At 49.2% G+C, this 13,234-nt stretch carries 11 protein-coding genes and 1 pseudogene; 5 read left to right on the top strand and 7 right to left on the bottom strand.

Going from position 1 to position 13,234, the window contains the following annotated elements:
• Positions 1–897, top strand: coding sequence for a formate dehydrogenase accessory sulfurtransferase FdhD (gene fdhD / locus Q4488_RS01010; protein WP_303578578.1), 897 nt, complete (start codon positions 1–3; stop codon positions 895–897).
• A gap of 2 nt (positions 898–899) precedes the next feature.
• Positions 900–1,121: a formate dehydrogenase subunit delta gene (locus Q4488_RS01005; RefSeq protein ID WP_303578577.1), complete on the top strand. Its 222-nt coding sequence runs from the start codon at positions 900–902 to the stop codon at positions 1,119–1,121.
• Between the two features lie 546 nt (positions 1,122–1,667).
• Here Q4488_RS01005 and Q4488_RS01000 read toward each other — a convergent pair.
• Positions 1,668–2,789: a GlxA family transcriptional regulator gene (locus Q4488_RS01000; protein ID WP_303578576.1), complete on the bottom strand. Its 1,122-nt coding sequence runs from the start codon at positions 2,787–2,789 to the stop codon at positions 1,668–1,670.
• Positions 2,790–3,295: 506 nt separating this feature from the next.
• Here Q4488_RS01000 and fdhA point away from each other — a divergent pair.
• Positions 3,296–4,495 carry a formaldehyde dehydrogenase, glutathione-independent gene (gene fdhA / locus Q4488_RS00995; protein ID WP_303578575.1) on the top strand — a complete coding sequence of 400 codons (1,200 nt, stop codon included), beginning with the start codon at positions 3,296–3,298 and terminating at the stop codon, positions 4,493–4,495.
• Positions 4,496–4,622: 127 nt separating this feature from the next.
• On the opposite strand, the gene Q4488_RS00990 is transcribed toward fdhA, so the two are convergent.
• The 4 genes from Q4488_RS00990 to Q4488_RS00975 form a co-directional block, all read right to left on the bottom strand.
• The gene (locus Q4488_RS00990) at positions 4,623–5,330 is read right to left on the bottom strand and encodes a 3'-5' exonuclease (RefSeq protein WP_303578574.1); all 708 of its coding nucleotides are present in this window, start codon (positions 5,328–5,330) and stop codon (positions 4,623–4,625) included.
• On the bottom strand, positions 5,331–7,235 hold the full coding sequence (locus Q4488_RS00985; protein WP_303578573.1) for a DUF294 nucleotidyltransferase-like domain-containing protein: 1,905 nt from the start codon (positions 7,233–7,235) through the stop codon (positions 5,331–5,333).
• Between the two features lie 140 nt (positions 7,236–7,375).
• On the bottom strand, positions 7,376–7,852 hold the full coding sequence (locus Q4488_RS00980; RefSeq protein ID WP_303578572.1) for a phosphate-starvation-inducible PsiE family protein: 477 nt from the start codon (positions 7,850–7,852) through the stop codon (positions 7,376–7,378).
• A 426-nt stretch (positions 7,853–8,278) separates the two neighbouring features.
• Positions 8,279–9,406: a hybrid-cluster NAD(P)-dependent oxidoreductase gene (locus tag Q4488_RS00975; protein WP_303578571.1), complete on the bottom strand. Its 1,128-nt coding sequence runs from the start codon at positions 9,404–9,406 to the stop codon at positions 8,279–8,281.
• 387 nt (positions 9,407–9,793) lie between these two features.
• Between Q4488_RS00975 and Q4488_RS00970 the strand changes: the two genes are divergently transcribed.
• On the top strand, positions 9,794–11,068 hold the full coding sequence (locus Q4488_RS00970) for an aromatic ring-hydroxylating dioxygenase subunit alpha (protein ID WP_303578570.1): 1,275 nt from the start codon (positions 9,794–9,796) through the stop codon (positions 11,066–11,068).
• Positions 11,069–11,197: 129 nt separating this feature from the next.
• On the opposite strand, the pseudogene Q4488_RS00965 reads toward Q4488_RS00970, so the two are convergent.
• A pseudogene (locus Q4488_RS00965) lies at positions 11,198–11,889 on the bottom strand (cupin domain-containing protein).
• A 27-nt stretch (positions 11,890–11,916) separates the two neighbouring features.
• A complete protein-coding gene (locus tag Q4488_RS00960; RefSeq protein WP_303578569.1) occupies positions 11,917–12,690 on the bottom strand; it encodes an SDR family NAD(P)-dependent oxidoreductase in 774 nt (257 codons plus the stop codon).
• Positions 12,691–12,796: 106 nt separating this feature from the next.
• On the opposite strand from Q4488_RS00960, the gene Q4488_RS00955 reads away from it, so the two are divergent.
• Positions 12,797–13,138 carry a helix-turn-helix domain-containing protein gene (locus tag Q4488_RS00955; RefSeq protein ID WP_303578568.1) on the top strand — a complete coding sequence of 114 codons (342 nt, stop codon included), beginning with the start codon at positions 12,797–12,799 and terminating at the stop codon, positions 13,136–13,138.
• Positions 13,139–13,234 lie beyond the last annotated feature (96 nt).

The following is a 13,234-nucleotide window of genomic DNA, read 5'->3' as shown; positions in this document are numbered from 1 at the left end:
ATGGCGTTGAAGCAACCGAAAACAGAGACTTCTGAAGACAGCCTAGCGCTGTCTTTGGAAGACTGTTATACACAAGCGGCGGTGAATCGTTGGCAGGCCGATCAAACGCTGACGGCGTTGGATCAAATTGCCGACGAAGTGCCGGTAGCGATGGTCTATAACGGTATCTCTCATGCCGTGATGATGGCCAGCCCTTGCGATCTTGACGACTTTGCGCTGGGCTTTAGCCTCAGTGAAGGGATTATCAAAACCGCTGACGAGCTTTACGGGCTGGAATTAGTCAGGGCTGAGGCTGACAATTTAGCCGCCGGTATCGAAATACAGTTATCGATCACCACTCAACGTTCAATGCAACTGAAGCAGCGACGTCGCAACTTAACAGGCCGTACCGGCTGTGGTTTGTGCGGCACCGAATCACTGCAACAGGCGATCCGCCCCGTCAAGCAGGTGCCTTGCCTCCCCCCCGCTTCACCGGCGGCAGTGGAACACGCACTACAACAACTGCAAGCGAATCAACCCCTACAAACCATTACCGGTGCCTGTCATGGCGCCGCTTGGTGCGACCTACAGGGCAACATTCAACTTTTAAGAGAGGATGTCGGGCGTCATAATGCACTGGACAAATTAGTCGGTGCGTTACAACGCGCGGCTACCGATCTCAGCCAAGGCTTTATCTTGGTCTCGAGCCGTGCCAGCTATGAAATGGTGCATAAAGCGGCCAGCTGCGGTATTAGCTCACTCGTCGCCGTCTCTGCCCCCACCGGTTTAGCACTACAACTGGCGCAACAAGCAGGGCTCAACTTAATAGGCTTTGCTCGGCCTGGCCGACACGTTATCTACCACCAATCGATCACGACGGGTACAACTCAATCTTTCGATGATTCAGAGGAATTATAAATATGGGTAATCATCAACTCACCAGCCTAATCAGAATGGCCAATCAGATCGCCGCCAACAACACCCATATCGGGGATGAAATAGCCGAAGCCGAAATGGTCGCCAATCATATGACCAAATTCTGGGCCCGCACCATGAAAGTTGAGATTAAGGCATATCTACAACAAGACGGCAGCGAATTACTGCCCATTGCTCAAAAAGCCGTGTCGCTGCTAAAAGATTAATCACGGCCACAGGGTATCAACCATTCAGCGCCGCCAAAGGCGGCTCCTACCAAAAACCAAATCAATCCCCGTAGAGATACAAGGGTGCGGTGAAGCATGAACCGCACCGGCGGTGCCATCGGTGTGCAATATCTTTGTAGCGAGGCACGCCCCCGTGCCGATAACCCAATATCGGCAAAAGGTAAACCCTTTCGCCGCGAGATACCCAAGAGGCATGCCAGCACGCCTCCCACAAATGCACTACCTTTGTAGCGAGGCACGCCCCCGTGCCGATAACCCAATATCGGCAAAAGGTGAACCCTATCGCCGCGAGATACCCAAGGGGCATGCCAGCACGCCTCCCACAAATGCACTACCTTTGTAGCGAGCGACGCTAGCATGCCCTCTGGGTACTCGTCGCGATTGAACCACAAATAAAACACATCGCCGTGAGGGCACGGCTCCCACAAATGCACTACCTTTGTAGCGAGGCACGCCCCCGTGCCGATAACCCAATATCAGCAAAAGGCGAACCCTATCGCCGCGAGGTACTCAAGGTCGTGCCGCTTAAATCGCCACCGAGCCAAAACTCGGCTCTGTTTGCGCCGAGTTAAGCACCGCCACCGAGCGTTTCATGCTGGCAAAGAAGCCTGTGTCATTGAGCGGCTCAGCGTCTTCATGGGTCGGCGTGACGCTTGGCACGCCCCCTTTTCGTTCATCTCTGGGCGAGATACCAATATGCTTACGATAGCAACGGCTGAAATGTGGCGTGGAAACAAAACCGCATGCGGTGGATATCTCGACAATGGGCATACTCGATTGCTTTAATAATTGCCGCGCTCGGTCGAGACGTAGTTTGAGGTAATAACGTGACGGTGAGCAGTTAAGGTATTTAAGAAACATGCGTTCGAGTTGCCGACGAGACACGCTGACAAAGGCGGCGAGTTCATCCAAGCCGATAGGCTCTTCTAGGTTATTTTCCATCAACTCAATCACATCCACCAACTTGGGCTTACTGTCACCACCATTATGCAGTTGACGCAGAGGCACGCGCTGCTGATCAAACTCACTGCGAATACGATCACAGATAAACATATCCGAAACAGCCATCGAGAGTTTGGGGCCATGCTGTAACGACACCATATGCAGCAACATATCCATCGGTGAGACACCACCAGAGGAGGTCATGCGATTACGATCGATGCTAAACAGACGATTATTACAATTCACCTTCGGGTAATGTTCTTGCAGCGAGGCCATACACTCCCAGTGAGTGCTGCAATCATAACCATTCAATAAGCCAGCATGAGCGAGCAAGTAGGCGCCGGTACAGATGCCACCCAAGGTCACTCCGCGACGCCCCAACAACTGTAACCAACTCACCTGCTTTTGCGTAAAGCTACGAGTGATATCCACTCCGCCACAAACAATCAGCAGGTCTAACTCTGGCATATCGGTAATCGAAAAATCAGGGGTAAAGCTTAAGCCATCACTGGCGCTCACGGCGGTACCGTTTTCTGAAACCACATGCCAGCTATAGAGTTCATAGCCAGACAGTTGATTAGCCATTCGCAGCGGTTCAATCGCTGAAGCTAAAGCGATCATGGTAAAGTTATCGAGCAGTAAAAAACCCACACGAGTGACTTTTTGATAATCCTTAATAGGATCCAAAGCGGTAGATGAATTCATGGCAGTGCCCTCTGTTAACGCGTCATTAATGCTAGATGCAAAGAGTTAAGCAACGTCGCACCGATGCTTATGACTCACGTTATTTGTTATTTTTTTGGACATTAAAAGGCAACCGATGAACTAACAACAGGGTCAATTCACAGATCGATTTTATCGTTCTTATTGAGTTTATTATCTCGACCTAAGCCGTATCGCTGATCGCTTGATGGAATCCATATTATTTGATTTTTTTCAGCCGCAGAATATCTAAAAACGACTCTCTGCAGGTTTTACTTATCTCTAAACGACGCGCCAGTAATCGGCTTACGCCATGACAGAGCAATGCCCCATGAGGTGGCCTTTTCAGCCATTATTAACCGCACTTGCACTAATAAAAGGCGGGCAAAAATGTCGCGTCTGATCAACTCCTGCGCGGTGCGAGGCAGTCATAAGCCACAGCGCCGTAATACCATGCATTGACACCCATTTAAGGGTGATAAAAATACAAAAATAATAGGAGTGTGACCATGTGTAGCCATCATGCCAACCGAGGTGTTGTTTATAAAGGTGCGGGCGAAGTTGCGATTGAAGCGATCGCTTTTCCAGAACTATCCATGGGTAAACGTCAGTGTCAGCACGGCGTTATCCTGCGAGTACTAACCACCAATATCTGTGGTTCCGATCAACATATGGTGCGTGGTCGTACCACTGCCGAAGCCGGCCTAGTGCTAGGTCATGAGATCACCGGACAAATTATCGAATGCGGTAGCGATGTCGAATTTCTTAAACCTGGCGATATCGTCTCCGTGCCATTCAATATCGCCTGTGGTCGCTGCCGTAACTGTAAAGAGGGTAATACGGGTATCTGCCTCAACGTTAATCCCGCCCGTCCAGGCGCTGCCTACGGCTATGTCGATATGGGAGGTTGGGTCGGCGGTCAGACGGAATATGTGATGGTGCCCTACGCCGATTTTAACCTACTGAAGTTCCCCGACTCGGATCAAGCTATGGAAAAGATTCGCGATCTAACCTTGCTATCCGATATATTTCCGACGGGTTTTCATGGTTGTATCACCGCTGGCGTGGGCCCAGGCTCGACGGTTTATATTGCCGGTGCTGGACCGGTTGGCCTCGCCGCTGCCGTTTCCGCACAACTATTAGGCGCGGCCTGCGTGATTGTGGGAGATATGATTGATGAGCGCTTACAACAGGCACGTAGCTTTGGCTGTGAAACCATCGATCTGCGTCAAGAGGGTGAGATGGCCGATAAGCTGGAAGTGATTCTCGGTGAGCGCGAGGTGGATGCCTTTGTTGACTGTGTCGGTTTTGAAGCTCACGCCTGTGGCTGTAATCATGGCGCTGAAGCACCAGCAACCGTACTCAATTCTGCGATGCAGATGACTCGCGCGGGCGGGGCTATCGGTATCCCTGGCTTGTATGTCACCGAAGATCCTGGAGCTATTGATGATGCCGCCAAACAGGGTGCGCTGAGTATGCGCTTTGGTTTAGGCTGGGCAAAATCGCACTCCTTCCATACCGGTCAATGCCCGGTGATGAAATACCATCGCCCACTAATGCAAGCGATTCTGTTTGATAAGGTCGATATCGCTAAGGCTGTCAATGTACAGATGATTTCGCTAGATCAAGCCCCCGAAGGTTATGCTGATTTCGATGGCGGTGCGGCGAAGAAATTTGTCATCGATCCACACGGCAGTGTTGCCGCTTAAATTCAAATATTCAAGCCGAGAACTCACCACCGGCCATCAGCGTCGGTGGTGAACCATAGCACGCCCCTCTCTATAGCGGTGTTAAGCATCAGACTGTCTAGACTTACCTAGACTTACCTAGACTCGGCTAAACCCACAGTTCACTGAGCGGTGTTGTAGCACTGTAACGATGGCGAATTTGTGCCTGAAGCAATTCCGCCGTAGCAATCGCATCGGTCAGTGCATGATGTTGACCATAATGAGGTAGATGATAACGCTGACGACTATCGCCTAAGCGAATCGATTCTCGTCGCCAACCGATCAACCGTTTCAGTAAGCTCAGCAGCCCATATCGATAAAGCATCGCTTCAAGCGCCATGGTATCGATCATAGGAAAACGAATCCCCTCCCCCAAGCGCTTTTTAACCGCGCTATGGAGAAATTCCCGCTCGATATTACGGTAATGCACCACCACGATTTTACCCGCAATCGCTTCTAATACGGCCTCTAAAATGTGCATCAGATCCGGCGCATCATCTAACTGTGAATGGGTAATACCATGAAAAGGCACCGAGGTTTCTGTCAAGCCTCGATTGGGTTTGAGTAACCAATAGCGACTTTCGCTGAGGCGTATACGCTGCCAATCAAAGGGCACTAAGCCAATGCTGATAATCTCATCATGGGCGGGATCGAGTCCGGTGGTTTCAAAGTCTAGCGCCACCAGCGGTACCTCAGCTAACGGCGTATCGGCAGCGACCACACCCCGTTGATAAAATCGCTGTAAGCGCTCATCAGTCGCTTTTAACGCCCTTTCATGAAACTGTGCGGCCCAGTCAATCGCTTGTTTATTAACCATCTAGCGTCCCGCCATCGGGTAACGGAATTTAAGAAAGCGCTGACTATTACTCAACACTTTAAACGCTTCTTTCAGATTACGGCGATCAAAGTCCGTTAGCATTTCAGGTTTAATATTATTCGAGGGCGTTCTGCCGGCCTCAACATCGGCCGCTTGATGACGGATTCTGACCATCGAAATAAACTCCAATGCATCACGTAGATCCGTGGCGATACCCGGCGGTAAAATGCCCGCGTCGGCGACATCATCCAAGCGCTCGAAGGAGTTTTGCACCTTTGCGCCAACGGCTAAACTATGGACGCGGATCAGATCGGTTAACGGCGCAGTGCCTCGACGTTTCAGATTAATAGAGCTGCCATGCTGACCATCTTGCTCCATAACAAAGTCTTTAAAAAATCCCAATGGCGGCGTCCGATTCAAGGCGTTACGCGCTAAGCTGGCCAAAAAGCGGGGAGAATGCCGCGCTTTTAAGGCGATAAAGCTATTCAATTGGGCAGCCCAATCGAGTTTTCCCCACACGCCATCGAGATCAAAAAAGATCGAACAGTTGAGTAATGCTTCAGGATTGGGGTTATCAATCCAATCGGCAAAGGTTTGCTGCCACTCCTGCCGCGTTTTACGCCATTCAGGGTTGGTGGCCATAATGTTACCCGTGCAATAAGTGTAACCACACCGATCGAGCCCATCACTGACAAAGGCTGCCAACTGTTGAAAATACTCGCCATGTAACGCGGGCAGATAACGATTATCTAAAATCAGCGCATTATCCTGATCGGTCACCACTAACTGTTCATCACGCGCCATTGAACCCAACGCCAAAAAACAATAGGGCAAAGGTGCAGGCCCCAAGGTAGCTTCGCCCAGCTCTAGCAAACGCTGCTTAAAGGTACGACCAATCACCGACATGGCACTGCCGATCATATGCGAATTCGCCCCTTCACCCACCATGCGGACAAAACAAGCGTTAATCTGCGGCTGTAGCTGTGCCAGCTCAGTAACACTGGTTTGACGCAAAATCGTGCTCACCATATACAAGCTGCTTTGCGATTCATAACGAATAATATCGGAGGTCGCCAATACGCCCACAGGCCGATCATCTTCCAGTATCGGCAAGTGATGGAGGTTATAACGCAACATGGTCAACATCGCTTCAAAAGCATAGGCGTCGACATCGAGAGTGATAGGATCAACCGTCATCACATCGGTCACCGAAGCCTCCAGATCCAGCCCTGGCGCCACGACCCGCGTGCGTAAATCACGATCGGTAATAATGCCTGCCAATGTCATCTCAGCACACTGATCGGTCTCCATTGTCGCGGCTTCATTAAGCCCATCACGAGGACAATCCATAATCAGTAATGAAGAAACCCCTGCTGCCGTCATCTTTTGCGCCACCTCACGTATCGTCGCAGAGGTATCAGCCATCACCGGTAAACGAGAGATCAACGCCGTCACCTTAGACACCATCAGATCACTTTTTTCCTGCTTATTCACCACCGCTTGATGCAGCATGTTGTCATCCACCTCGACAAAGTAGGCAAATGAATCATAACGCTCGCACAGTGACATAAAGACAGATTCGGGAATAAAGTAGAGCAAGGTATCTTCTATCGCTCGAGCCGGCAATCTCACTCGCTGACTCATTAAGAGGCTTAACTGACCAAAGATTTCGCCCTCGCTGAGTCGATTATACAGCGCCCCGTTACGGCGATAGATTTCGACGGCGCCACTGCGGATTACCGCCAGATCATGAATCTCATCGCCAAACTGAAAAATATCACTGCCAGCCCGGTAATAACTGATCTCTACCTGACAGGCGACCTGATCGACCTCGGTATCGGGTAGTTCATCAAAGGGGGGATACTGTTTCAAAAAACCTGCAATTTCAACTTGCTCTGCCTGCATCGATGCTTCCGTTTAAACCTGAGAGAACGATCATAAGGGATACCGTGAACAGGGCGAAAGCGATAACCTCAGTCGAGATTGTCGCAGCCCTGCACGGCTTAATGGTTAACACATGGTCATCTGACGCTTAAGCCACTCTATCAGCTATGCGTATCAGATTTGAATATCTTCGTTCGAGAATCCGCTTTTTGTTTGACTAACCAGTAAGTCACCCCCAAAGCGATGGTGACCAAGGCAAGGCCGTAGATCTGTTCTGCCGAGACGAGTTTAAGATCTAATACAATTACTTTCCGTGCCACCGCCATGAGTGCGGTGGCCACCACTAACTCCACCGGAATTGTATTCGAACCAAGATATAAGCGAATATTGATAAAGATTTCAACGGCTATCAATACAATCATGAAAGCGCCAAATGTCTGCAGGATATCTTCCACATCTAAGAGAAAATAAGGGGGCGTCGAGAGTTTAAGATAAAGCACATAGATAACATCTGCGATACTCCAGTAGATGACCAATACCATCAATAGGGCCAGCACCCTTATCGCAACACGAATCAAACGATGCAGGAGGTTTAATTGTACATCGGCTGTATTGTCAGGTAACTCTTCATGTCTCATAAACGCTCCTAATATCAATAGACGGCTCACCTCTGCAAGCTTAGCGGCTGATGCACAATCATGATAGCCACTTTGATAAAACGGATGATGTAAAGCCTACTACTCGCTGAATAGCCTTACATCGGTTTAATTCAACACTATAAACACCCGTTAACTTAACCAAAGCTATGCATTCAGGTATACAGACACCTAAAATTGCGATCATTGAGTTCAGGTTAGACTAGCTTGCCGGTACTGTCTTGAGGTACTGTCTTGAAGCAGCAACGTTATCATCCGCCGGCGCAGGCTAAACGGCACACGACAGGAGAGTTATCATTAATGACAAAAGAGGCGCACATCGAGCCTAGGAGGCTTATAGAGGGTGGCAGCGATACCGCGCTCGACAGCGCGGTACCCTGCTAGCTTGAGGGCAAGGAATCACTCGACTCAGTATTCAATCACCACATCGGTTAGCGGCACACTGCAACAGGACAGCACATAGCCCGCCGCAACATCATCATCTGTAATACCGCCGTTATGTTCCATACTGGTTTCACCCTCTTTCACCATCACTTTACAGGTGCCACAAATACCCATACCGCACGCTTTAGGAATCAATAGATCCAGCTTAGCCGCCGCCGTGTGCAGGGTTTCACCGGGAGCGACCTGAATACTCTTACCCTTATCGGCAAACTCAACCCGCAGCATATCCTCCTGCGTCAGCAAATCCGCCTCTTCTTGAGCGATTTCAGCATTCTCTATCGCGTCTTCTTCCACTCCAACCGGCGTCGCACCAAATGACTCTTCATGATAATGACTCATATCAAAGCCACTATTCTCTAACAGTGCTTTAACCGCCTTCATATAAGGGGTGGGACCACAGCAGAAGACTTCACGTTCCATGAAATCAGGCGCAATGATATCCAGTTTAGTCTGATCGAGATAACCCCGATAACCGTGCCACGCCTGACCACTTTCAATTTTTTCACAAATAAGGTGCAGACCAAAATTTCCCACCCGAGACGACATATGGTCTAGCTCTCGCGGATAGATAACATCCTGAGGTGTACGGGCACTATGCACAAAGGCAACATCCACATCCGCATTAGTATCAAACCACCAACGCGCCATCGACATCATCGGCGTGATACCCACGCCTCCGGACAGTAGCAGCACTTTTTTAGCGGGATAGTCGATACAGTTGAACAACCCAACAGGCCCATGCACCGCCAGTTCATCCCCCTCTTTCATGTTGTCATGTAACCAGCTAGAAACTAAACCGTTAGGATCTCGCTTAACGGTGATCGAGAAGCTATAAGGCACCGACGGTGAACTGGAAATGGTATAGGAACGCATCACCATCTCAGCATTAATCTCTAATTCAAGGGTGACAAACTGACCTGGTTTAAAGAAGTACATTACCGGCTGTTCTGACATAAAGCAGAAGGTACGCACATCCCAGGTTTCTTGAATCACTTTGACACAACGAACATTGTGTCGACCATTAACCCAAGTTTGGGTATTAACCGGAATAAAACTCTCGGAACCAACGGTAGCAGGAATGGTGTTAGTCATGGTGTATCTCTCATCAGTGCGCGGGAATGCATCGGTTCAGTTATCTAGCTCAGCGGCCCGCCCCAACATGCCATTACAGGTCAGAACAAACGCCGTGATCCATCAATTCATACTCATATATTGCATTGTCTGCCGACACCGCCTTGCGCTATTAACCATTAACGACATTTATTTGCTTATTGCGACCAGATCCGTGCTAAGCGGAACGCTAGCGGCACAACAGCACCGATAATAGGTCGAAAAAGGTACTGAATGCTGTCGCTAACAGTCAACCTCAAAAACACACCTCGGTAGAAGATAAACCCATGCAATATCACTATTCCGATCAGGGTGAATCCTGATCCCCTATTTAAGCGGCACACCGTGCTTTGAAGGAAGACCCAACTGATGAACCCAAATGACCTACTCAATACGACCTGCGCCACGATTCATGAAGCGCGCCAGGAGATGGCGAATCTGCTTGAAGCACGCCCCGCAAACTACTCGCTAGCACAACCCCTGTATAACGATCCGTTGATGTTCCGTATCGATGTGGAAGAGGTGTTTCAGAAAGAGTGGCTGTTTGTTGGCATGACCAGCGAGATCCCCGCCCGTGGCGATTACTTTACGGTTGAAATTGCTCAAAACCCGGTATTAGTTGTCCGCGATGCTGACGGCAGTATCAATGCCTTCCACAATACCTGCCGTCATCGTGGTTCGCGTATCTGCACCGAACACCGCGGTAAAGTCGCGAATCTCGTATGCCCTTACCATCAGTGGACCTATGATCTAAAAGGTAATCTGCTGTTCGCCGGCACCGAAATGAATGAGAACTTTGATAATAAAGAACACGGCCTGAAAAAAGCGTTCTGTAAAACCGCTGGCGGCTTCATCTTCGTTTGCTTAGGTAAGAATGAACCCGAAGGCGACTTCGATGAGTTTTTAACCACACTTGAAGAGTACATGGCCCCTTATGATGTGGAAAACACCAAACTCGCGGTGGAATCTACCATGTATGAGCAGGCTAACTGGAAGCTGGTATTGGAAAATAACCGTGAGTGTTATCACTGCGCTGGTAGCCATCCGGAACTGCTCAATACCCTGCTTGAATGGGATGACACCAACGATCCACGGGCCTCACAAGAGTTTATCGATCATTGTAAACAGCAAGCCGAGCAATGGGATGCTGAGGGAATCCCTCATGAACACCGCAGCTTTGGCCCTGGCCTGCGCAACCGTATTGTGCGTATGCCGTTGAAAAAAGGCACTCAGGTAATGACCCTCGATGGTGAAGCCGCCTGTCAGAAACTCCTCGGCCGCATCAAAAATCCACAGCTTGGCTCGATGCGAATCTTGCACCTGCCGAACTCATGGAACCATATGCAGTCCGATCACTTTATCGTCTTCCGTGTGCTGCCGGTCTCGGCTCAAGAATCGATTGTGACGACCAAATGGTTTGTCCACAAAGATGCTGTTGAAGGGATCGACTATGATCCAGCACGTCTGCGTCAGGTTTGGGATGCTACCAACGAGCAAGATCGTATTTTAGGTGAAGAAAACCAGCGCGGGATTAACTCTGTCGGCTATCAACCCGGCCCTTACTCCGAAACCTATGAGTTTGGTATCGTCAACTTCATGGAATGGTACAGCGACACCGTGCAGAACAATCTAAAAAAAGGTTAAGTCACCCAATCGAAAACCGTTAGGGGCATCGACGATTAACCTGAATACAGACTTGTTGAGTCGCAAAGAACCGCACAGCGTTAAACATCGCTGTGCGGTTTTTAGCGTCAATGGCGTAACGCCGTTGAGTCACTCCGTTGAATGGCTCCTTTGAGCTATACAGAAATGTCCTGTTTTCACATAAATCAACGCCCCATCTTCCTTGGTAAACAGCGTATGTTGACTCAAATGTGGACTTCTCAACTAGGTCCCTTGAGGATTACAGCCATGTTCGTCATGGAACGTGCCCGCTAATACGAATATCTCCTCCCCGCCACAATGCCGGTGGCGATTAAAGCGCGTATGCGGCTGCCATTTTACTAAAGCGATATGTTCACCTTGAAACTCATGTAATGGCATGACCGTTAACCCCTCCACCAGCCCTTGATGCCAAACCTGCGTTGTTGTGTCGATCACTTTCTGATAAGTATCGCCTTGGCTAAATTGCTGTAATTTAACAAAAATAGTCGCGCCTTCTTTACCTATTCTAGGTATATGTGACGAGCCCGCAGGATTACGCACATAACAACCTTCTCGATAATCTCGGTGCTCATCGGAAAAAACACCTGCAGCACCAAAAATTCCTCGCCGCCCGCATGAGTATGAGGCGAAAACTCACTAAAGGGTGCATAGCGAACAATTGAAGTGGCACGTCCAACTTCATCACCGATGCGATCGAGCATCATCCGTTCGACACCCGCCATCGGCGATTCAACCCAATGATAGTCAGCGGGCCGAATCACCACCCGCTGTTCAAAGTCGGCATTGATGAAGGTCGTCATATTCAATTCCTAATCAGATTCAACAGTTTAATTTCTACCGGCGATAACGCCGCCATCGACATCCCAGATAGCACCGGTCACCCAACTTGCATTATCTTGTAGTAGGAAGGTGATACTGTTAGCAATATCTTCCGCAGTGCCGATACGACCGATAGGATGAAACGCATCGAATCCAGCCAGCGCGTCATCAATGTCAGCAGGATCAATGAAGTTTTCATAAATCGGGGTTTTTACCACGGCGGGCGACACCGCATTGACTCGAATGCCGTATTCCGCTAATTCCATGGCCATATGCTGAGTTAAAGCATGTAAACCCGCTTTGGCCATTGAGTAAGCCGATGACGGTGTGGCTTTAATCGCTTGCTTAGCCCACATTGAGCCAATATGGACCATTGAGCCACCACCATGCTTGATCATATTTTGGGCGACGGCTTGACTGACGAAAAACGTTGCACGGTTCAAAACAGCATAAGCATCATAGTCACTAAAGGAGTGTGCTAAGAATGGTTTAGGATTAAAATAACCCGCTGCATTGACAAAGTATTTGATCTGACGTGTTTCGTTGTTGAGCGCCTCAATAACGCGATCCATATCCTGCGGCTCATACAGATTAGCCGTTAAGGTTTCGGTCATCGCGCCGTCACGAGCGATGGCATCGAGTTCGGCTTTGGCTGTTGCCAATTTATCGCTATGCCGCCCTAAAATGATGGTGCTAACACCTTGAGCGATCAACTGTTTAGCGGCGGCTAAACCGATGCCACTGGTTCCACCTACAATTAACGCAATACTTGAATTGTTCATCGTCTATCTCCTACCCATGTCAACTTTGAGAGAGAATTTAGCGTATAATTAAGCCGTTAATAAGTAAGAACATTTAGGTAAGGTAGGTACTTTTTAGTACATCTTTATGAAAACGATAGAGAAAAAAACATCCAGAAAAATGGCACCGACGAAAAGTGCGCAGATGGTTGAGACCATCTATGGTTGCAAATGGTCGCTGACGGTCTATCAACTCTTGGCTAACGGCGTTAACCGGCCCGGTGAAATGGTACGCAGTGTTGAGGGGTTAACCACCAAAGTACTCAATCAGTGCCTACGTAAAAATACAGAATTCGGCATTTTAGAGCGTATTTCTTACCATGAAGTTCCCCCTAGAGTTGAGTATAAAGTAACTGACTTTGGTGCTAAGTTCATGCGTGTATTGGACGAAATTGAAGCATTGCAACGTGAAATAGAAAAGCAACCTTAAACGATGTCATATCAGTAAACCGGCAAGGCTGACCGGCTGATGATGTTTACGCTTTGAGTGTTAAAGCAGGCGGCCACTGTACGCTCTAATGGCCTC

It is taken from the genome of Amphritea sp. 1_MG-2023 (genome assembly GCF_030547545.1).
Lineage (GTDB): Bacteria > Pseudomonadota > Gammaproteobacteria > Pseudomonadales > Balneatricaceae > Amphritea.
Note: the sequence above shows the minus strand (reverse complement) of the source record. Positions and strands in the feature narration are given on the sequence as shown.

Coding starts and splice junctions, on each gene's coding strand:
- fdhD (WP_303578578.1), top strand. CDS start 1: ATGGCGTTGAAGCAACCGAAAACAGAGACTTCTGAAGACAGCCTAGCG.
- Q4488_RS01005 (WP_303578577.1), top strand. CDS start 900: ATGGGTAATCATCAACTCACCAGCCTAATCAGAATGGCCAATCAGATC.
- Q4488_RS01000 (WP_303578576.1), bottom strand. CDS start 2,789: ATGAATTCATCTACCGCTTTGGATCCTATTAAGGATTATCAAAAAGTC.
- fdhA (WP_303578575.1), top strand. CDS start 3,296: ATGTGTAGCCATCATGCCAACCGAGGTGTTGTTTATAAAGGTGCGGGC.
- Q4488_RS00990 (WP_303578574.1), bottom strand. CDS start 5,330: ATGGTTAATAAACAAGCGATTGACTGGGCCGCACAGTTTCATGAAAGG.
- Q4488_RS00985 (WP_303578573.1), bottom strand. CDS start 7,235: ATGCAGGCAGAGCAAGTTGAAATTGCAGGTTTTTTGAAACAGTATCCC.
- Q4488_RS00980 (WP_303578572.1), bottom strand. CDS start 7,852: ATGAGACATGAAGAGTTACCTGACAATACAGCCGATGTACAATTAAAC.
- Q4488_RS00975 (WP_303578571.1), bottom strand. CDS start 9,406: ATGACTAACACCATTCCTGCTACCGTTGGTTCCGAGAGTTTTATTCCG.
- Q4488_RS00970 (WP_303578570.1), top strand. CDS start 9,794: ATGAACCCAAATGACCTACTCAATACGACCTGCGCCACGATTCATGAA.
- Q4488_RS00960 (WP_303578569.1), bottom strand. CDS start 12,690: ATGAACAATTCAAGTATTGCGTTAATTGTAGGTGGAACCAGTGGCATC.
- Q4488_RS00955 (WP_303578568.1), top strand. CDS start 12,797: ATGAAAACGATAGAGAAAAAAACATCCAGAAAAATGGCACCGACGAAA.